The organism is Martelella mangrovi (assembly GCF_040545495.1).
GTDB lineage: Bacteria > Pseudomonadota > Alphaproteobacteria > Rhizobiales > Rhizobiaceae > Martelella > Martelella mangrovi.
Genome location: NZ_JBEPLY010000005.1, coordinates 1 through 18,565 on the forward strand (window position 1 = coordinate 1; position 18,565 = coordinate 18,565).

The window sequence follows — 18,565 nt, forward strand, 5'->3', positions numbered from 1 at the left end:
CTGTTCTTCCGTGAACCGTGAACGCTTCATGCCGTCCGTCTCCGTGTCGTGACAGACTCTACCAGAATCTGGAGGAAGTTCAGGGGCTCAGGTCAGGCCAGTATTTGTCGACGCTGAAGGCGCCGAAGGGAAGCAGGCTTCCTCGCGCGAATAGAGATGGGGCCATTCGCCGACGAGGTTTTCCACCGTGTGCGGGGCGTTCTTGAGCGGGTTGTCGGTGCGGTCGGCACGACGTTCCTCTGTGGTGCGGAGGTCCTCGCGGATCGGTGAAAATTTGCTCACGGGGCACGGAAGTCACCAACATATCCTCTTGCACCTCACTTCATGATGGATAAGTTTCCGGTAACGGAGTCGCTTTTGCGGCTCTGCGTTTTCACACCCCAATTTTGAAAAATCCCGGAAATATAACATGCTGCATAAATTCGCCGCCCTGGGCGTTGCCCTTGTCTGTCTTGCCACGCCCGCCCTTGCCGACGAAGCCGATATCAAGGGGTCGCAGGACCATCCGTTGGTGTCGCGCATGCCGGGCACGCATATTATTGGCTATCACACCTCGGATTATCAGGAATTCATGATTGCGACAGGGCCGAAGGCTGAGGGGGAGGATCTTCCGCCGGTCGAGCGGTTTGAAGGTCAGTCCACCGTCATCACCTATCTGGCGGACGAGAAGTCGCTTTCGGCGCTGGCAATCTTCAGGAACTTCGAAAAGGCCTTTGCTCAGGCCGGTTTCGAGGAGACGTTTACCTGCAAATCGGATGCGGAATGCGGCGAGAAATTCGTCACCCAGCTCTACTGGTACGGCGATCCGCAGCGGCAGGGCCAGAACCCGCGCCTCGATGCGCCCAACCGCCACGGCGACCGCCACACCTATTATTACTGGTCCGGCACGGGCGAGGCCGAGAGCGGCGATTATGTCATCTCGCTTCTGGTTGCCCAGCATTCGGCGATGAACTTTCCCGCCGTCGTCGTTCTCGATATCAGCAAGCCCGAGGCGCTTGATGACGACCAGATCACCATCAATACCGAGGCGATGACCGGGGACATGGAAAAGGACGGTCATGTGGTGCTCGATGGCGTGTTCTTCGACTTCGACAAGGCGACGCTGACGCCCGATTCCGAACCCGCGCTGACGGTGATCGCCGATTACCTTAACGCCAACCCGGAGCGGAAATTCTTCGTCGTCGGTCATACCGATATCGAGGGCGGGCTCGATTATAATCGGGCGCTGAGCCGCGAACGCGCCGATGCCGTCATTGATGCGCTGGTGAAGGATTACGGCGTCGCCGCCGCGCAGATGATGGCCGTCGGCATCGGCCCCGTTGCCCCGGTGACCAGCAACGAAACCGAAACCGGCCGCGCCGAAAACCGCCGCGTTGAACTGGTTGCGCAGGACTGAGCGGCGGCTCAAACGCTGATGGCCGCGACCTTATCGACCTGTGTCATCCTCGGGCTTGACCCGAGGATCCACGGACATCCAATGACGTGGTGCCGGTAGCCTGTTTTGCGCCGAGCCATAAGCTCATTCATTTCTCCTGCCGCAACGTGGTTGGATCCTCGGGTCAAGCCCGAGGATGACGCGGAGAGGGATAGACGGGCAGAGCGTGCGGCGAGAGGTCCGCGAGCAAAGCGTGCCAAGAGGCATGTCGACAAAGTAAAAGGCCGGCGTTTCCACCGGCCTTTTTTGACGTTTGGCGTTGCTGGCTGGCGTTACTCCGCAGCCTCCGCATACTCGCTCATCGGCGGGCAGGCGCAGACAAGGTTGCGGTCGCCGTAGACATTGTCCACGCGGTTGACCGGGGGCCAGTATTTGTCGACGCGGAAGGCGCCGGGGGGGAAGCAGGCTTCCTCGCGCGAATAGGGGTGGGTCCATTCGCCGACGAGGTCTTCCACCGTGTGCGGCGCGTTCTTCAGCGGGTTGTCGGTGCGGTCGGCCTTGCCTTCCTCGATGGCGCGGACTTCCTCGCGGATCGACAGCAGCGCATCGCAGAACCGGTCAAGCTCGGCCCGGGTTTCCGATTCCGTCGGCTCGATCATCAGCGTGCCGGGGACGGGAAAGCTCATCGTCGGCGCATGGAAGCCGCAGTCGATCAGGCGCTTGGCGATATCGTCGACGCTGACATCGGCGCTGTCCTTCAGGGGCCGTGTGTCGATGATGCATTCATGCGCCACGCGGCCCTTTTCCGACTTGTAGAGCACGTCGTAGGCGCCTTTCAGCCGGGCGGCGATATAATTGGCGTTGAGGATTGCCACGCGTGTTGCCTGCGTCAGCCCTTCGCCACCCATCATCAGGCAGTAGCTCCACGAGATCGGCAGGATCGACGGCGAGCCGAAGGGGGCGGCCGAGACCGCGCCGCCTGCCTCGTCCGTTGCCGGATTGGCGGGCAAATGCGGGGCCAGATGCGCCTTGACGCCGATCGGCCCCATGCCCGGGCCGCCTCCGCCATGGGGAATGCAGAAGGTCTTGTGCAGGTTCAGATGGCTGACATCGGAACCGATATCGCCCGGCCGCGACAGACCGACCATCGCATTCATATTGGCGCCGTCGAGATAGACCTGGCCGCCAAATTTGTGCGTGATCTCGCAGACCTCCTTCACCGTCGCCTCGAACACGCCATGGGTCGAGGGATAGGTGATCATGCAGGCGGCGAGATTGTCGGCGTGCTGTGCGGCCTTTTCGGCAAAATCGGCAAGGTCGATATCGCCGTTTTCGCGCGATTTCACCGCAACCACCTTCATGCCCGCCATATGGGCGGATGCCGGGTTGGTGCCGTGCGCCGACATCGGAATGAGGCAGATGTCGCGATGGGCTTCGCCATTGGCGCGGTGATAGCGGCGGATGGTCAGAAGGCCGGCATATTCGCCCTGCGCGCCGGAATTCGGCTGCATGGAAAAGGCGTCATAGCCGGTGATGGCGCAGAGCTTTTCCGAAAGGTCGGCGATCATTTCGCGGTAACCCGCCCACTGGCTTTCCGGCGCGAAGGGGTGAATGTCGGCGAATTCCGGCCATGTGATCGGCAGCATTTCCACCGTGGCATTCAGCTTCATCGTGCACGAGCCAAGCGGGATCATCGCCCGGTCAAGCGCCAGATCGCGGTCGGCGAGGCGGCGCATATAGCGGGTCATCTCGCTTTCCGCGCGGTTCATGTGGAAGATCGGGTGCGTCATGTAAACGCTTGTGCGCAAAAGGCTTTTCGGAAGACGATAATCCGCCTCGAATTCGGAAATCGAGAATTTGCCGCCAAAGGCTTCCCAGACCGCTTCCACATGGGCGGGACGGGTGCGCTCGTTGACGGAAATGCCGATTTTCGTGGTGCCGATCTTCCTGAGATTGACGCCGTTTTCCACGGCATTGCGCATGATCAGGCCCTGGAATGCGCCGACCTCGACAGTCACGGTATCGAAGAAGGTCTGCGGCTCGACTGCAAAGCCGAGCGCTTCCAGCCCCTTTGCCAGCAGCACGCCCTTGCGGTGCACCTGCTGGGCAATCGCCTTCAGCCCGTCGGGCCCGTGGAACACGCCATACATGGAGGCCATGACGGCGAGCAGAACCTGCGCGGTGCAGATGTTCGACGTCGCCTTTTCGCGGCGGATGTGCTGTTCGCGGGTCTGCAGCGCCAGACGGTAGGCGCGGTTGCCGCGGCTATCCACCGAAACGCCGACCAGACGACCGGGCATGGAGCGCTTGTAGGCATCCTTCACCGCCATGAAGGCGGCATGCGGACCGCCGAAGCCGAGCGGCACGCCGAAACGCTGGGACGAGCCGATGGCGATATCGGCATCCATCTCGCCGGGCGATTTCAGCAGCGTCAGCGCCAGCGGATCGGCGGCGACCGTGGCAATCGCCTTGGCCTCATGGAGTGCGGCGATCACATTGGTGAAGTCGTGCACATGGCCATAGGTGCCGGGATACTGGAAAATCGCACCGAACACCTCTTCCGCCTTCAGATCGGTAAAAGGATTGCCGACGACAATAGTCCAGCCGAGCGGTTCGGAGCGGGTTTTCAGCAGCGCAATCGTCTGCGGATGGCAGTTTTCATCGACGAAGAACGCCGTTGCCTTCGATTTTGCGATGCGGTTTGCCATTGCCATGGCTTCGGCCGCCGCTGTCGCCTCATCAAGGAGCGAGGCATTGGCGATATCGAGACCGGTGAGGTCGGCAATCATCGTCTGGAAGTTCAACAGAGCCTCAAGGCGACCTTGCGAAATTTCCGGCTGATAAGGCGTATAGGCCGTGTACCAGGCCGGGTTTTCCAGAATATTGCGCTGGATCACCGGCGGCACGATGGTCGGGTTATAGCCCTGGCCGATCATCGAGATTAGCGGCTTGTTCTTGTTGGCGGTTTCGCGCAGCTTGTCCAGCGCCTCGCGCTCGGTCATGGCCGGGCCCCAGGCCAGCGGCGTTTCCTGACGGATCGCAGCCGGCACGGTGTCGTCGATCAGCGCGTCAAGGCTGTCATAGCCGATTGTTTCCAGCATGCCGGCCATTTCGGCGGGCGAGGGGCCGATATGCCGCCGGTTGGCGAAGTCATATGGCTGGTAATCGGTAAACTTGAATTCGGCGGGCGTGGACATCAGGCGATGAACTCCTTGTAGGCCGCTTCATCCATCAGCGCGTCGGCATCGGCGGGATTGGCGAGCTTCAGCTTGAAGAACCAGCCGCCCGCCATCGGCTCGGCGTTGACCAGTTCCGGATTGTCGGTGATCGCCGCGTTGACCTCGGTGATTTCACCGGCCAGCGGACAAAACACATCGGACGCTGCCTTGACGGATTCGACGGTTGCCGCGTCATCATTCTTCTCGAATGTCGCACCGATTTCCGGCAGCTCGACAAAGACGAGGTCGCCGAGCTGTTCGGCGGCATGCGCGGTGATGCCGACAGTGGCGATATCGCCCTCGATCTTCAGCCATTCATGTTCTTCGGTAAATTTGATGGTCATGGAAAATGTTCCCGCTCAGCGTTTGTAGGTGGGTTGAATAAAGGGGGTATCGGCGATGGTGACGGGCAGGTATTTGCCGCGCACCTCGGCGAAAATGGTTTTTCCGGTTTCGGCGTATTGGGTTTCGACATAGCCCATTGCGACCGGGCTTTCGACGGAGGGGCCAAAGCCGCCGGAGGTGACATGACCGATCTCGGTCTCGCCGGTCTCATCGGCAAACAGTTTCGCCGGCGGACGGACCGGGGCGCGGCCTTCGGGCTTCAGGCCGACGCGCTTGCGGGCAACGCCCTCTGCAAGCTGGCGGAAGACGATTTCGGCGCCGGGAAACCCGCCTTCGCGCGCGCCGCCGGGCCTGCGGGCCTTCTGCATGCCCCAGACGAGCGCAGCCTCGACCGGCGTCGTGGTCGTGTCGATATCGTTGCCATAAAGGCAGAGCCCGGCTTCAAGGCGCAGCGAATCGCGGGCGCCAAGGCCGATCGGTTCGCAGTCCTCATGCGCCAGCAGCGCGCGGGCCAGTTCTTCGGCTTTTTCGGCCGGCACGGAGATTTCGAAGCCGTCTTCCCCGGTATAGCCGGAGCGTGAAATCACGCAGGTCACGCCCAGAATTTCGCAGGCGCGCACATCCATGAACTTCATCTCGGCAACAGCCGGACAAAGCGGCGAGAGCACGGCTTCCGCCTTCGGCCCCTGCAACGCCAGCAGCGCCTTGTCTTCGAAATGTTCCTCGACGATGCAAAGATCGGAGAGGTAGGCCTTCATATGCGCAAGGTCGGCTTCCTTGCAGGCGGCATTGACGATGACCAGCAGATGGTCACCGCGATTGGCCACCATCAGATCGTCCAGAATGCCGCCGTCTTCTTTGGTGAAAAAGGCATAGCGCTGCCGTGCGGCCTTCAGGCCGGCGATATCGACAGGCACGATTTTTTCCAGAGCGATGGCCGCGTCGGCGAGATTGCCGGAGATCGGCTTGAGGTAGACCTGGCCCATATGCGAAACGTCGAAAAGACCAGCCTTTTCACGGGTGTGCAGGTGTTCCTTCAGAACGCCCATCGGATATTGCACGGGCATATCATAGCCGGCAAACGGCACCATGCGGGCGCCGAGTTCCTTATGAAGCGCATGAAGCGGGGTTTGTTTCAGTGGTTCTTGCGGGTCCAAGAAATTGCCTCCGGATTGCGTTGTTCAAAACGCCGGCTCAAAGGGTGAAGGATACGCGGAAAAAGCGCATCCGGACGATTGAGCCCCCTCTGTCCCGTGTGCCTGAGATTATTATCCCTTCGGCCAGCGTCGCTTCCGGTGAAAGAAAGCGCCACCTTGTCTCCAGAGTTTTCGAACCTCGCGCTGGTCCTTTGGCCTGAGAGTTTCCGGGGCAGTTGCTCCTTCGGCACCACGTCGAACGTGGATTCTCCCAGCACGAATTTGAGGTGGATTATCCGGTTTGCGACGCAATTTGCAAGAGGCAAGACATCGTGTCCGCTGAAATAACGTAGGCTGTGTCCGCATCTCGCCATAGCTATGGCTAAGCCGCGCGGGATTCTTCGCGTGGAATGACCGGTTTGGGCAAACAGAACGATTCCATTTCAGTCTGAAACGCTCTAGAACAACCGGGTTCGGTCTGCTCGCAACAGGTGGGGCGGTCGGAACGCACGGGAGGCGCATGCGTGTGCAGACTGCGCATTCGGTTTTAAACGAAGGTGCACTGTAACGAGACCAGAAGGAAAATGCCGTGCCACAAATTCTTTCCCATGCTCTTCTTGCCGCCGCCGGCGGTGCAATCGGTTCTGTCGGACGTTATCTTGTCGGCGTTTATGCGGTGCGCTGGTTCGGGCCGAATTTCCCGTGGGGAACCTTCATCGTCAATATCGTCGGGTCGCTGCTGATCGGTCTTCTGGTCGAGGCGGTTGCGCGGGCGCTGAATCAGTCAGCCGATATGCGCATTTTCATCGTCACCGGTTTTCTCGGCGGTTTCACCACCTTTTCGTCATTCTCGCTGGATGCCATGAACATGATCGAGCGCGGCGATGTGGTCCCGGCCGTTGCCTATATTGCCGCTAGCCTCGTGCTGGCGCTGATTGCCGTATTCGCCGGTCTGGCGATCGGTCGAATGGTGTTCTAAAGCCATTTCATTCCGGCGCGGCATGCGATAGAAGCCACGTCTTGGAACAAGGGTTTTTCGCATAATGGCGGGTATCGAACATATCAAGGTGGATCAGGACGAGGCGGGCATGCGCCTCGACCGCTGGTTCAAGGTGCATTATCCGGGCCTCGGTTTCGGCGCATTGCAGAAGCTGCTGCGTTCGGGCCAGGTGCGTGTCGACGGCGGCCGGGTCAAAAGCGATACCCGCGTCGAGCCGGGCCAGACCATCCGCATTCCGCCGATCAATACCGACGCCAAGAAAACCGGCCCGATTGCCGGCAAGGCGCTGAAGCATTCACCCGATTCCGAGCTTCTGTCGCGCATGCTGCTGCATGAGGATGAGCGTGTCTTCGTTCTCAACAAACCGGCCGGTCTTGCCGTGCAGGGCGGCTCCGGCGTCGTCCGTCATATCGACAAGATGCTGGAAGCCTGGACCAACAGGAAGGGCGAAAAGCCGCGTCTGGTGCACCGTCTCGACCGCGACACATCCGGCGTTCTGGTGATCGCGCGTTCGCGCCGCGCCGCGCAATCGCTGACGGAGGCATTCCGCCACCGCACCACCAAGAAGACCTACTGGTCGCTGGTCAAGGGCGTGCCGCGCAAGCGCGAGGACAAGGTGTCGACCTGGCTGGTCAAGGAACAGACGCCGGATGGCGACCGGATGCGCGTCGCCAGACACGGCGAACCCGATGCCGATCACGCCGTATCCTATTACCGGGTCGTCGAAACCGCCGCCAACCGGCTTTCCTGGCTTGAGATGGAGCCCTATACCGGGCGCACCCACCAGCTGCGCGTCCACGCGCTTCATATCGGCCATCCGATCATCGGTGACCCGAAATATTTCGAGGATGATCCGAACTGGGAATTTCCCGGCGGCATGCAGAAGAAACTGCATCTTCACGCCCGCCACATCGACATCCCCCATCCCGACGGCGGACGCCTGAAGGTGACCGCGCCGCTGCCGCCGCACATGGTGCAGAGCTGGAACCTGCTCGGTTTCGACCCGGACCGCCCCGATCTCGACAAGGAATAACATGAAGCTCGTTCTGTTTGATTGCGACGGCACGCTGGTGGACAGCGCCGTGCGCATCCATGAAACCATGCGGCGCGCTTTTATCGCCTTCGGTCATCCCGAGCCGACGCTGGCCGAAACCAAGACCATTATCGGTCTTTCGCTTGATCTTTCCATTGCCCGGCTGCTCGGCCGCCAGGAGGTCGATGACGAGGTTCTGGCGATCCGGGTGAAGTTCAAGTCGCTGTTTGCCGAGGTCCATTCCGATCCCAACATGATGGAACAGTTGTTTCCCGGGATTGCCGAACTGATCGCAGCGCTCGCCGCGCGCGACGATATCACCATCGGCGCGGTGACCGGCAATTCGCGCCGGGGCCTCAACCATGTTCTGGAGCTGCACGGACTGGCGCCCGATTTTTCGGTGTCGCGCACGGCCGACGACTGCCCGTCGAAACCGCATCCGGCCATGGTGCTTGAATGCTGCGTGGAAGCAGGCTTCAATCCGGCTGATGCCGTGGTTGTCGGCGATGCGGTCTTCGACATGCAGATGGCCGGAAAGGCCGGTGCCCACGCCATCGGTGTTGCCTGGGGTTATGGCGAGATTGCCGACCTGCAGGATGCCGGCGCCGGTGCGATCGTCTGGCATCCGGAGGAAATCCTGAAACTTGTGTGAGCCGGGAGCGCTTTCATGAAGCTGGTGCTATTTGACTGTGACGGAACGCTGGTCGACAGCCTGGCGATCATTCAGGAGACGATGGTGCGCACATTCCGTGCCTTCGGGCATACCGTGCCGGAAGAACACGCAATCCGCGGCACGGTCGGCCTGACGCTGGATGTGGCGATTGCCGGTCTTCTGGGGCGCAATGCGGTGGACCATGAATGCCGTGACATGATGGGCTATTACCGCTCGCTGTTTGCCGAAGTGCGGCGCGATCCGGCGATGCAGGAAAAGCTTTACGACGGCATTGCCGTGATGTTGTCAGAGCTGTTCCTGCAGGACGATATCCTGGTCGGCGCGGTGACCGGAAAATCGCGCCGCGGGCTCGACCATATGCTGAAGACCCATGGCTACAGCGAAAAATTCATCGCCACCCGCACGGCCGATGATTGCCCCTCCAAGCCCAATCCGGCCATGGTGCTGGAATGCTGTGAGGAGACCGGCATGCGGCCCGAACAGGCGGTTGTCGTCGGCGACAGCGTGTTCGATATCCAGATGGCGCGCGCGGCCGGTGCATCGGCAATCGGGGTTTCGTGGGGATATGGCGCGCCGGACGCCCTGAAACAGTCGGGCGCCATGGCGATTGCCGCAACGCCGGATGATATTCTGAAATATGTTCTAAAGGGTGAATGATGAGTAATGATCCCGTCCGCCGCGCGCAGGAACTGATGCGCGCCGAACTGCCGAAGAAATTCTATTCCGAAGCCAGCATCGCCGCCGAAGGCGAAGGCTTTGCCGTGAAGCTTGACGGTCGGTCGGTAAAGACGCCCTCGCGCCATCCCCTGATCCTGCCGACGGCCGCTGCCGCCGAACATGTCCGCGCCGAATGGCAGGCGCAGGAAAATGTCATCGACCCGGCAAAAATGCCGGTAACCCGGCTTGCCAATACGGTGATTGACGGCGTCAGCCTAAACAGCGAGGCCGTGTTCGAGGAAATCGTCGCCTATGCGGGCAATGACATGCTGTTTTACCGGGCCGAAAGCCCGCAGGAACTGGTGGAGCGCCAGAAACTGGAGTGGGACCCCGTTCTCGACTGGTTCGCCGAGGAATTCGGCGCGCGCTTCGTGCTTGTCGAGGGCATTATCTTTGCCGGTCAGCCGGCGGAAAGCATCGAAGCCTTCCGCCGCGAACTTTCGCGGCATACAGAGCCGTTTGCGCTCGGCGCTCTGCATGTGATGACCACGATTTCCGGCTCCGCTCTCTTGGCGCTGGCGCTGGCGCGCGGGCGGATCGATCTGGATACGGGCTGGGCGCTTGCCAATCTCGAGGAAAACTGGACCATCGAACATTGGGGCCGCGACGAAGAGGCCGAGCGCCGCCGGGCAAAGCATTTCGAGGACATGAGCGCCGCACATACCCTGATGAGGGCGCTTTCAGACTGAAATGCCGGCTTTTGATTCAGCTTGTCAGCGAAGCCTGAGATGTGGCGGTTCGTGTTTTAAGCGACTTTCCGACAGGCGTCATGCTCGGGCTTGACCCGAGCATCCAATCACGTCTGTCGCGAGAAGCGTTGGCGAACTTTTAGCACGGCATTGCAAGAGCCTCACAACAACCGCAAACGCTAGCCGTGGCGCGAGACATATGGATCCTCGGGTCAAGCCCGAGAATGACGCGGTGGAGGGGCAGACGTTTGTCAGTCATTTCAGCCGGAAGCACGGCTTCCGGCCGAAGCGTTTCCATCCCCCGCGTTTCAGACCATCCTAAAGCCGCGCGGCATGCCAGCGCAGGTGGTCTTCCATGAAGGTCGAAATGAAGTAGTAGGAATGGTCGTAACGCTCGTGCATGCGCAGCGTCAGCGCGATGTCCGTGCCCTTGATGGCCTCTTCGAACAGCCAGGGTTTCAGACCGTCCTCGAGGAAGCCGTCGGCCTTGCCCTGATCGATCAGAAATTCCGGAAAACGGGCGCCGTCTTCCACCAGTGCGCAGGCATCATAGGCGCGCCATGCGGCCTTGTCGTCACCGAGATACTGTTTGAAGGCGCCGATCGCCCAGTCCGAGGTTGACGGTGAGACGATCGGCGCGAAGGCCGAGCAGCTCTTGAAACGGTCCGGATTCCTGAGCGCAATCGTCATTGCCCCGTGGCCGCCCATGGAATGGCCGAATATGCCCTGACGCTCCATATCGGCGCGGAAGTGGCTGCCGATGAGCGCCGGAAGTTCTTCGGTGATGTAGGTGTACATCTGAAAATTGAGCTGCCACGGCGACACGGTGGCATCGACATAGAAGCCGGCGCCCTTGCCCAGCTGCCAGTTGGTCAGCTCATCGGGGATTTCCTTGCCGCGCGGGCTGGTGTCGGGGCAGACGATGATGATGCCGAGTTCAGCGGCCAGACGCCGGTATTCGCCCTTTTCCATGACATTGGCATGGCTGCAGGTGAGACCGGAAAGATACCAGAGAACCGGGCAGGGGCCGTCAACGGCCTGCGGGGGCACGAAGACGGCAAAGGTCATCTCGCAATTGCAGGCCTTCGAATCATGCGAGAAAACGCCCTGCATGCCGCCAAAGGCCGTGTTTTCGGAAAGGATGTTCATGGGTTCAGTCCTCAGGTCTGGTCCGTGTCTGATGTCTTTATTGATTTCGCCTGCCGGCAAAGCCGTTCCATGGTTTGCAGAAAGGCGGAGCGGTCACGCGGCGTAAAGGCGGCGTTATAGCCCTTGCTTTCGCCGGTTTCGCGCAAGTGCTGGCCAAGGTCGCGCATCGCCCGCGCCATGCCGATATTGGCGGTGTCGAACAGCCGGCCGGTTGGGCCCGTCACCAGTGCGCCTGTCGAAACGCAGCGTTCGGCCAGCGGCACATCCGCCGTCACCACGATATCGCCGGCAGAGGCGCGTTCGGCAATCCAGTCGTCGGCGGCATCGAAGGCGCCGGAAACGATCACATTCTTGATCATCGGGTCGCGCGAGGGCCTAAGCCCGGAATTGGCGACGAATGTCACCGGTAGCGCGTGGCGTTCCGCGACCTTGATGATTTCGGGTTTAACCGGGCAGGCGTCGGCATCGACGTAAATCATGCGGCCGCTCCCGCCACAGGCTTTCGCAGCATGTCGACATGTGGGATACCGTCTTCCAGATATTCTTCAGACGTGACGACAAAGCCGAAGCCTGCATAGAAATTCTGAAGATGCGCCTGCGCGGAAATGGAAATCGCCGTGTCGGGCCAGAGCTTTTCACAGGCCGTAACAGCTTCCCGCATGACCGCACGCCCCATATTCTGCCCCCGGTGAGATGGGGCGACGATGACGCGACCGATACGCGCCGGGCCGGAGGGCGCAGCCGGCGCGAACAGCCGTGCATAGCCGAAAAGCCCGTTATCGTCGCGAAGGCGCATATGCAGCGCCTCCGGATCCTTGCCGTCGATCTCGGGATAGGGGCAGTTCTGTTCCACCACGAAAACATCGACGCGCAGTTTCACGACGTCGTGGAATTCGCCCGCAGTGAGAGCCTCCATGCGGGCGATATCGACGCTGTAGTCCGTCATCAGTAGACGACGACCGAGCGGATGCTTTCGCCGCTGTGCATCATGTCGAAGCCCTTGTTGATGTCCTCGAGTTTCAGGAGATGCGTGATCATCGGGTCGATGTCGATCTTGCCGTCCATGTACCAGTCGACGATTTTCGGAACGTCGGTGCGCCCGCGTGCACCGCCGAATGCCGTGCCCATCCAGGTGCGGCCGGTGACGAGCTGGAACGGACGGGTCGAAATCTCCTGGCCAGCGCCGGCAACGCCGATGACGACCGACTTGCCCCAGCCGCGATGCGCGCTTTCCAGCGCCTGGCGCATGACCGTGGTGTTGCCGGTGCAGTCGAAGGTGTAATCCGCGCCGCCGATCGTGTCATTGCCGCGCTTGGTGAGGTTGATCAGATAGGGAACGATATCCTCGCCGACCTCTTTCGGGTTGACGAAATGGGTCATGCCGAAGCGTTCGCCCCATTCCTTCTTGTCGTTGTTGAGGTCGACGCCGATGATCATGTCGGCGCCGGCAAGGCGCAGGCCCTGAATGACGTTGAGGCCGATGCCGCCGAGGCCGAAGACGATGGCCGTTGCGCCGATTTCAACCTGTGCCGTGTTGATCACCGCGCCAACGCCGGTGGTGACGCCGCAGCCGATATAGCAGACCTTGTCGAAGGGCGCGTCGGGATTGATCTTGGCAACCGCGATTTCCGGCAGAACCGTGAAGTTCGCGAAGGTGGAGCAGCCCATATAGTGATAAAGCGGCTTGCCATCGAGCGAGAACCGCGAAGTGCCGTCGGGCATCAGGCCCTGGCCCTGGGTGGAGCGGATCGCCGTGCACAGATTGGTCTTGCGCGACAGGCAGGACGGGCATTCGCGGCATTCCGGCGTGTAAAGCGGAATGACATGGTCGCCCTTCTTCACCGAGGTGACGCCCGGGCCGACATCGACCACGACGCCGGCGCCCTCATGGCCGAGAATCGCCGGAAAAATACCCTCCGGGTCGGCGCCCGACAGGGTGAAGTCGTCGGTATGGCAAAGGCCGGTGGCCTTGACTTCGATCAGAACCTCTCCGGCCTTGGGGCCTTCGAGCTGTACATTCATGATTTCAAGCGGTTTACCTGCTTCGACCGCTACGGCTGCGCGCACATCCATCTGGTGTTTCTCCAAAATCGCCTTTGTTATCGATCAATCTTTGCCATGGCCGCCCCGACCTCCGCAAGCATAATACCAAGGATCAGTGACCGGAAATTTTACTGTTCGGTGACCTGCTGATCGGTGATGACTGGCACTTTCCGCCGGTTTTGGCTATGAAGGAGGCAAGAACCGGAAAAACCGGCATGCCGAACGGGATGGAAAGGCCTAAAATGGTTGAAGACGAACTTTACGGCGATGATACGCTCGGGGGGCGCCTGCTGGCTGCCCGTGAAAGCGCTGGCATGAGCCCGGCGGAACTGGCCGGGCGTCTGGGGGTCACGCGAGAGACGCTCAGGAACTGGGAATGCGATCGCGCCGCACCTTCGCTGGAACGGCTGGTGCGCATTGCATCCGTGCTGAAGGTGCGCCCGCTCTGGCTGATTGCGGGTGACTGCGAAAAGGCGGGCTCAGGCCACCGGCAGAAGAGTTTCAGCCTCAAGGACGTCGTTATCGAGGTCAATCATGTCGGGTATGCCGGGCGTTATCCGGATGCCATCAGGCACCCACGATTGCCCGGCGCTTTCGGGTTTGCAGTGACAGGCGGCCGCACGCTGCACTGAGCCTTCATGCGGTTTCCGACGCGATGACTGTTTCGCCGAAAACCTCTTCGAACGCTTTTCTAAGACAGATATCGACATCTTCCATCGTCACCGGCAGGCCGAGATCGACCAAGCTGGTGACACCGTAGCCGGCAATGCCACACGGCACGATGCCCCCGAAATGTTCCAATTCCGGCTCGACATTGATCGACAGGCCGTGAAAACTCACCCAGTGGCGCAGCCGGATGCCGATCGCGGCGATCTTGTCTTCCGCCGGCGTGCCGTCGGGCAGTGGCGGGCGTTCGGGGCGGCGGACCCAGACACCGACCCGGTCCTCGCGCCGCTCTCCGCGCACATTAATCGAATCAAGCGTCTTGATGATGGTTTCCTCGATGGCTGCGACGAAGGCGCGCACATCGCGCCGGCGGCGTTTCAGATCGAGCATCAGATAGGCAACGCGCTGTCCGGGACCGTGATAGGTGTATTCGCCGCCGCGTCCGGTCTCGTAAACCGGAAACCGGTCGGGGGCCAGCAGGTCCTGGCGTACGGCGCTGGTGCCTGCGGTATAAAGTGGCGGGTGTTCGACCAGCCAGACAAGCTCGTCGGCTTCGCCGCGCGCGATCAGATCGACTTCGCGTTCCATCACGGAAAGCGCTTGCGGGTAGGGCACAAGCCCTTCCGACAGACGCCATCTGACCGGCGGCGAACCGGGGTCGGCATGCATGAGAAAATTGATTTCGCGTCGTTCCATCGGTTCATCCTTCGCGCTTCTCCTTGCAGATTTCGCGATAGGCGGCAAGGCGAAAGCGCCGGTGGCGGCAAGGCGCTGCACGGTCTTTAAAAGTTTCTCCCGAAGAAATGAAAAAAAACCGTAACAGGCGCTTGTGCGGTGATGAGGCTTTTGCTACATGCAGCGGCGCCGGCACAAACCGGCCTCTACCACGATGCGGTCGTGGCGGAATTGGTAGACGCGCAGCGTTGAGGTCGCTGTGGGGCAACCCGTGGAAGTTCGAGTCTTCTCGACCGCACCATTTTTCATATTATTCACAATGAAATCATATAATTAATTGTATATGTGCCTCACGTCATAATCACGTATGGGGCACGTTGAGGCGTTGCATGGCATCGTTGGAGAGTTTCCAGCGGTCGGCACGGTGGGTGTAGGCCTTGCTTGTCTTGGCTTCCGAGTGCTCGAGAATCGCCATTAGTCTGTATTGGCTCACACCGAGTTCCACCAGCAGTTCCGCAAGGCCATTAAGCACGTTGTGTGCTGAAAATTATGGCTTCGGTTGTTTCCTTTTTCAGCGATTTCCAGCGCAAGGCTTCCACGCCTGCGGTCGTGCATTCTTGTGATCGATCCAGGAATTGTCAGATTCGCTATCCTGCAACTGTCCGCACCGGCACGGACAGCGCCACGCGGGTCTTGATACCTGCCGTATCGATCGCGGACGGATAGGCCGGTCAACCGGCCAGCGGTTTCAAAACCTATCTCTTGAGAGAACCGGCACAAAACCAAGTGGCAGTTGCGTGCGGCTATGCGACCGGGCCGGTCGACTGGCGTTCGATCAATGTGGTTGCCAGAGGTCCCGGTTTTTCCAGTTCGCCGCCCTGCAGGCGGGCGAGCAGGTAATCGGCCGCGGCTCTGCCGATTGCGGCATTGTCGACGGACATTGTTGTCAGTGGTGGGTCCGTGAAGGCGGCCATGGGTACGTCATCGAAGCCGGTGATCGAAAGGGTCTGAGGCACAGCTATGCCCATGGCCCTGGCTTCGATCAGCGCACCGAAGGCGAGGGCGTCATTGCCGCAGATGATGGCCGTCGGCGGTTCGCCCTGCGTGAAGATGCTGCGCAATGCCTGTCGTCCGAATTCGATCCCGCTTGGCCCCTCGGTCATATGCTGCGGGCGAATGGCCAGTCCTTCGGTGGCCAGTGCGGCGCGAATGCCCTCAAGGCGGGCCAGCACGCGGTCATTGTCGGTTGAAGGCTGATGAATGACGCCGAAACGGCGGTGGCCGAGATCAAGGAGGTGGCGGGTTATCCGGTGAAAGGCCGCCTCATTGTCGAAGCCGATGCAGGGGTGCGGCGAGTTCGGGCGGTGGGCATACATCACCACATAGGGCACGGCACGCGTATCGATCATCTTGAACAGCGCCGGGCGCTGCTCTTCTCCGACAATTGCCAGTGCCTCCATGCCGCGCGCCAGCATCACCCGCACCTGTTCGGCGGCGTGGTCGAGGTCGTAATTGGAGCAGCCGATCAGCACCGTCACGCCGGCTGCGGCCAGCCGTGCCTGCAGGGCATTGACCTGGGCTGCAAAAACGTCATGGTCGAGAGTCGGTATCAACGCGCCGACGAGCATGGTGCGCCGGCTGGCGAGTGCCGCGCCGGCGGCATTCGGGAACCAGCCCAGATCCCGGGCAGCCTGCAAAACGCGCTCGCGCACCTCCGGCGCAACCTTTTCCGGCGCGTTGAACGCCCGCGAAACGGTTGCCGTCGAAACCCCGGCCGCGGCGGCAACGTCAACGGCGCGTGGCGCGCGTGGTGTTGTCGGTTCACGCATCTTTTATCATTCTCCCAATCTATCAGTAAGCGCTTACATCAAAACGGTGTGTACTTCAATCATTTCAAAATAAGGTGTTGACTCATATTCGTCATCCGATATGTATGCGCTTACATCGTGTTTACAAAGACGATCAACGCCGGTGGGACGGCTTTGGAGAAGAACAGGGAGGTTTGGTCTTGAAGACAATACGAAACTATCTTCTTGGTGGCATCGAAGCCGTCATCGCAGCCTGCTTGGCGGTGATGCTGGTAACGGTCTTCCTCAATGTTGTCCTGCGTTACGCATTCAACAGCGGCATCACCCTGACGGAGGAACTCTCGCGCCTGCTTTTCGTCTGGGTGGTTTTCCTGGGCGCAGCCGCCGCACTGTTCGAACGGGCGCATCTGGGCGTCAATACCGTGATCCTGATGATGCCCCGCAGCGCCAGGATGGCCTGTTTCGTGCTGGCCAACCTGTTGATGCTCTGGGCCAGCTGGCTGGTCCTGTCGGGAACATGGCGTCAGGCCGAAATCAATCTCGGAACCCTGACGCCGGTGCTGGGTGTGTCGCAGTCGCTCTACTTCCTGCCCGTCATCATTTTCATGATCATTTCTCTCGGCTGGTTCTCCTTCGCCGTGCTGCGTGTGCTTGTCGGCCGTGTCAGCGATGACGAGCTCGCCGGGATGTCGGCAAGCGAAGAAGCCGATGCTGAACGGGAGATGCAGCCATGACCATTCTTATTTTCATCGTGGCGCTTCTTGCGTCCATGGCCATCGGCCTGCCCATTGCCTATGCGCTTTTGATGGCCGCAATCGCGCTGATGTTTCAGCTCGACCTGTTCGATCCGCAGATCCTGGCGCAGAACCTCGTCGGCGGCGCCGACAGTTTCACCCTGCTGGCCGTTCCCTTCTTCATGCTGGCCGGCGAGGTGATGAACAGCGGCGGCCTTTCGCGCCGCATCGTCAATTTCGCGCTTGCCATGCTGGGTCATGTGCGCGGCGGACTGGGTTATGTCACCATCGTTGCCGCAGCCATTCTGGCAGCCCTTTCGGGGTCGTCTGCAGCGGATGCCGCGGCACTTGGTGCGCTTCTGGTGCCGATGATGGTGCGTGCCGGTCATGACAAGGGGCGTTCCGTCGGTCTCGTCGCATCGGGTGCCATTATCGGCCCGATCATCCCGCCATCCATTGCCTTCATTCTTCTCGGCGTGACCGCCAACCTGTCGATTTCCAAGCTGTTCATGGCGGGTATCGCACCCGGCCTTATCTTCGGGCTTGGCCTCGCATTCACCTGGTATCTGGTGACGCTGAAGGAAAAGGTGGAAGTAAAGGAGCGCGCCACCGCTGCCGAACGCTGGAAGGCTTTCCGCGAAAGCATCTGGGCGCTTGGCCTGCCGGTCATCATCATTTTCGGCCTCAAACTCGGCCTGTTCACGCCGACCGAGGCGGCCGTGGTGGCAGCGACCTATGCGCTTTTCGTGGCTGTTGTGGTCTACCGGGAACTGTCGTTGCGTGATCTCTACCGGGTCTTCGTGTCGTCGGCGAAGGTCACGGCTGCTGTCATCTTCATGGTTGCCGCAGCGCTGGTTGCCGCATGGATGATCACGATTGCCGATCTGCCCGGCCAGATCGTCGACCTTCTGGCGCCGTTCATGGAAAGCCCGCGTCTGCTGATGCTGATCATCATGCTGATCGTGATCGCCATCGGCATGGCCATGGATATGGCGCCGACCATTCTCATCCTCGGTCCCATTCTGGTGCCGGTGGTCCGGGAAGCGGGCATCGACCCGATCTATTTCGGTGTCCTGCTCGTCATCAATACCTCGATTGGCCTTATCACGCCGCCGGTCGGAACCGTTCTCAATGTCACGGCTGCGGTGACCCGCACCAGCATGCAGACGGTTATCCGCGGCGTCTGGCCTTTCATTCTCGCAGAATTGGCCATGCTCGGCCTGATGATTGTGTTTCCGCAACTCGTCACCGTGCCGGCCGGTTGGCTCATTCGCTGAGCCGGAACGTTCGCATTGCACAAGGAG

19 protein-coding genes, 1 tRNA gene and 1 riboswitch are annotated in these 18,565 nt (G+C 60.6%); of the genes, 10 read left to right on the plus strand and 10 right to left on the minus strand.

Annotated elements, in window-relative coordinates:
* Positions 1-87 precede the first annotated feature (87 nt).
* On the minus strand, positions 88-282 hold the full coding sequence (locus tag ABID12_RS08910) for a hypothetical protein (RefSeq protein WP_354433937.1): 195 nt from the start codon (positions 280-282) through the stop codon (positions 88-90).
* Between the two features lie 127 nt (positions 283-409).
* On the opposite strand from ABID12_RS08910, the gene ABID12_RS08915 reads away from it, so the two are divergent.
* Entirely contained in the window at positions 410-1,396 is a 987-nt protein-coding gene (locus ABID12_RS08915) for an OmpA family protein (RefSeq protein WP_354433938.1), read from the plus strand.
* A 311-nt stretch (positions 1,397-1,707) separates the two neighbouring features.
* Here ABID12_RS08915 and gcvP read toward each other — a convergent pair whose 3' ends face one another.
* The 3 genes from gcvP to gcvT are packed head-to-tail and all read right to left on the minus strand — an operon-like array spanning position 1,708 to position 6,095.
* On the minus strand, positions 1,708-4,572 hold the full coding sequence (gcvP, locus tag ABID12_RS08920; RefSeq protein WP_354433939.1) for an aminomethyl-transferring glycine dehydrogenase: 2,865 nt from the start codon (positions 4,570-4,572) through the stop codon (positions 1,708-1,710).
* On the minus strand, positions 4,572-4,937 hold the full coding sequence (gene gcvH, locus ABID12_RS08925) for a glycine cleavage system protein GcvH (RefSeq protein WP_354433940.1): 366 nt from the start codon (positions 4,935-4,937) through the stop codon (positions 4,572-4,574). Before gcvH ends, gcvP begins: the two co-directional genes overlap by 1 nt.
* Before the next feature lie 15 nt (positions 4,938-4,952).
* Positions 4,953-6,095, minus strand: a complete 1,143-nt coding sequence (gene gcvT / locus ABID12_RS08930) for a glycine cleavage system aminomethyltransferase GcvT (RefSeq protein WP_435528202.1) — start codon at positions 6,093-6,095, stop codon at positions 4,953-4,955.
* Between the two features lie 174 nt (positions 6,096-6,269).
* Positions 6,270-6,358: riboswitch (glycine riboswitch) on the minus strand.
* 305 nt (positions 6,359-6,663) lie between these two features.
* On the opposite strand from gcvT, the gene crcB reads away from it, so the two are divergent.
* The 5 genes from crcB (at position 6,664) to ABID12_RS08955 (ending at position 10,186) form a co-directional block, all read left to right on the plus strand.
* Positions 6,664-7,053, plus strand: coding sequence for a fluoride efflux transporter CrcB (gene crcB, locus ABID12_RS08935; RefSeq protein ID WP_106310962.1), 390 nt, complete (start codon positions 6,664-6,666; stop codon positions 7,051-7,053).
* A 64-nt stretch (positions 7,054-7,117) separates the two neighbouring features.
* On the plus strand, positions 7,118-8,107 hold the full coding sequence (locus ABID12_RS08940; protein WP_354433941.1) for an RluA family pseudouridine synthase: 990 nt from the start codon (positions 7,118-7,120) through the stop codon (positions 8,105-8,107).
* 1 nt (position 8,108) lies between these two features.
* Positions 8,109-8,759 carry an HAD-IA family hydrolase gene (locus ABID12_RS08945; RefSeq protein ID WP_106310968.1) on the plus strand — a complete coding sequence of 217 codons (651 nt, stop codon included), beginning with the start codon at positions 8,109-8,111 and terminating at the stop codon, positions 8,757-8,759.
* 15 nt (positions 8,760-8,774) lie between these two features.
* Entirely contained in the window at positions 8,775-9,437 is a 663-nt protein-coding gene (locus tag ABID12_RS08950) for an HAD-IA family hydrolase (RefSeq protein ID WP_354433942.1), read from the plus strand.
* Positions 9,434-10,186, plus strand: a complete 753-nt coding sequence (locus ABID12_RS08955; protein WP_435528203.1) for an ATP12 family chaperone protein — start codon at positions 9,434-9,436, stop codon at positions 10,184-10,186. Before ABID12_RS08950 ends, ABID12_RS08955 begins: the two co-directional genes overlap by 4 nt.
* A gap of 318 nt (positions 10,187-10,504) precedes the next feature.
* Here the strand turns inward: ABID12_RS08955 and fghA are convergent, their stop codons facing one another.
* Genes fghA through ABID12_RS08975 form a run of 4 tightly spaced genes read right to left on the minus strand, consistent with a single transcriptional unit; the run spans position 10,505 to position 13,408 of the window.
* The gene (gene fghA, locus ABID12_RS08960; RefSeq protein ID WP_319519934.1) at positions 10,505-11,335 is read right to left on the minus strand and encodes an S-formylglutathione hydrolase; all 831 of its coding nucleotides are present in this window, start codon (positions 11,333-11,335) and stop codon (positions 10,505-10,507) included.
* An 11-nt stretch (positions 11,336-11,346) separates the two neighbouring features.
* Entirely contained in the window at positions 11,347-11,814 is a 468-nt protein-coding gene (locus ABID12_RS08965; RefSeq protein ID WP_354433944.1) for a YaiI/YqxD family protein, read from the minus strand.
* On the minus strand, positions 11,811-12,281 hold the full coding sequence (locus ABID12_RS08970) for a GNAT family N-acetyltransferase (protein WP_354433945.1): 471 nt from the start codon (positions 12,279-12,281) through the stop codon (positions 11,811-11,813). The genes ABID12_RS08965 and ABID12_RS08970 overlap by 4 nt, the downstream gene beginning before the upstream one ends.
* A complete protein-coding gene (locus tag ABID12_RS08975; protein WP_106310986.1) occupies positions 12,281-13,408 on the minus strand; it encodes an S-(hydroxymethyl)glutathione dehydrogenase/class III alcohol dehydrogenase in 1,128 nt (375 codons plus the stop codon). Before ABID12_RS08975 ends, ABID12_RS08970 begins: the two co-directional genes overlap by 1 nt.
* Before the next feature lie 212 nt (positions 13,409-13,620).
* Here ABID12_RS08975 and ABID12_RS08980 point away from each other — a divergent pair, with 212 nt between their 5' ends.
* Positions 13,621-14,010 (plus strand): helix-turn-helix domain-containing protein, encoded by a 390-nt coding sequence (locus ABID12_RS08980; protein WP_354433946.1) that lies wholly within the window; start codon positions 13,621-13,623, stop codon positions 14,008-14,010.
* A 4-nt stretch (positions 14,011-14,014) separates the two neighbouring features.
* Here ABID12_RS08980 and lipB read toward each other — a convergent pair whose 3' ends face one another.
* On the minus strand, positions 14,015-14,740 hold the full coding sequence (gene lipB / locus ABID12_RS08985; RefSeq protein WP_354433947.1) for a lipoyl(octanoyl) transferase LipB: 726 nt from the start codon (positions 14,738-14,740) through the stop codon (positions 14,015-14,017).
* Positions 14,741-14,935: 195 nt separating this feature from the next.
* Between lipB and ABID12_RS08990 the strand changes: the two genes are divergently transcribed.
* Positions 14,936-15,020: transfer RNA gene (locus ABID12_RS08990), tRNA-Leu, on the plus strand.
* Between the two features lie 502 nt (positions 15,021-15,522).
* On the opposite strand, the gene ABID12_RS08995 is transcribed toward ABID12_RS08990, so the two are convergent.
* Positions 15,523-16,548: a LacI family DNA-binding transcriptional regulator gene (locus ABID12_RS08995; protein WP_106310996.1), complete on the minus strand. Its 1,026-nt coding sequence runs from the start codon at positions 16,546-16,548 to the stop codon at positions 15,523-15,525.
* 179 nt (positions 16,549-16,727) lie between these two features.
* On the opposite strand from ABID12_RS08995, the gene ABID12_RS09000 reads away from it, so the two are divergent.
* Both ABID12_RS09000 and ABID12_RS09005 read left to right on the plus strand, forming a co-directional pair.
* Positions 16,728-17,261: a TRAP transporter small permease gene (locus tag ABID12_RS09000; RefSeq protein WP_354433948.1), complete on the plus strand. Its 534-nt coding sequence runs from the start codon at positions 16,728-16,730 to the stop codon at positions 17,259-17,261.
* The gene (locus tag ABID12_RS09005) at positions 17,258-18,538 is read left to right on the plus strand and encodes a TRAP transporter large permease subunit (RefSeq protein WP_106311002.1); all 1,281 of its coding nucleotides are present in this window, start codon (positions 17,258-17,260) and stop codon (positions 18,536-18,538) included. The genes ABID12_RS09000 and ABID12_RS09005 overlap by 4 nt, the downstream gene beginning before the upstream one ends.
* Positions 18,539-18,565: the final 27 nt, after the last annotated feature.

What these genes read in the sequence shown, in the direction of transcription:
- ABID12_RS08955 (WP_435528203.1), top strand. Translation starts at nt 9,434, where the DNA reads ATGATGAGTAATGATCCCGTCCGCCGCGCGCAGGAACTGATGCGCGCC.
- ABID12_RS08965 (WP_354433944.1), bottom strand. Translation starts at nt 11,814, where the DNA reads ATGATTTACGTCGATGCCGACGCCTGCCCGGTTAAACCCGAAATCATC.
- ABID12_RS08980 (WP_354433946.1), top strand. Translation starts at nt 13,621, where the DNA reads ATGGTTGAAGACGAACTTTACGGCGATGATACGCTCGGGGGGCGCCTG.
- gcvH (WP_354433940.1), bottom strand. Translation starts at nt 4,937, where the DNA reads ATGACCATCAAATTTACCGAAGAACATGAATGGCTGAAGATCGAGGGC.
- ABID12_RS08970 (WP_354433945.1), bottom strand. Translation starts at nt 12,281, where the DNA reads ATGACGGACTACAGCGTCGATATCGCCCGCATGGAGGCTCTCACTGCG.
- gcvP (WP_354433939.1), bottom strand. Translation starts at nt 4,572, where the DNA reads ATGTCCACGCCCGCCGAATTCAAGTTTACCGATTACCAGCCATATGAC.
- ABID12_RS08915 (WP_354433938.1), top strand. Translation starts at nt 410, where the DNA reads ATGCTGCATAAATTCGCCGCCCTGGGCGTTGCCCTTGTCTGTCTTGCC.
- lipB (WP_354433947.1), bottom strand. Translation starts at nt 14,740, where the DNA reads ATGGAACGACGCGAAATCAATTTTCTCATGCATGCCGACCCCGGTTCG.
- ABID12_RS08940 (WP_354433941.1), top strand. Translation starts at nt 7,118, where the DNA reads ATGGCGGGTATCGAACATATCAAGGTGGATCAGGACGAGGCGGGCATG.
- ABID12_RS08975 (WP_106310986.1), bottom strand. Translation starts at nt 13,408, where the DNA reads ATGGATGTGCGCGCAGCCGTAGCGGTCGAAGCAGGTAAACCGCTTGAA.
- ABID12_RS08945 (WP_106310968.1), top strand. Translation starts at nt 8,109, where the DNA reads ATGAAGCTCGTTCTGTTTGATTGCGACGGCACGCTGGTGGACAGCGCC.
- ABID12_RS09005 (WP_106311002.1), top strand. Translation starts at nt 17,258, where the DNA reads ATGACCATTCTTATTTTCATCGTGGCGCTTCTTGCGTCCATGGCCATC.
- ABID12_RS08995 (WP_106310996.1), bottom strand. Translation starts at nt 16,548, where the DNA reads ATGCGTGAACCGACAACACCACGCGCGCCACGCGCCGTTGACGTTGCC.
- fghA (WP_319519934.1), bottom strand. Translation starts at nt 11,335, where the DNA reads ATGAACATCCTTTCCGAAAACACGGCCTTTGGCGGCATGCAGGGCGTT.
- ABID12_RS08950 (WP_354433942.1), top strand. Translation starts at nt 8,775, where the DNA reads ATGAAGCTGGTGCTATTTGACTGTGACGGAACGCTGGTCGACAGCCTG.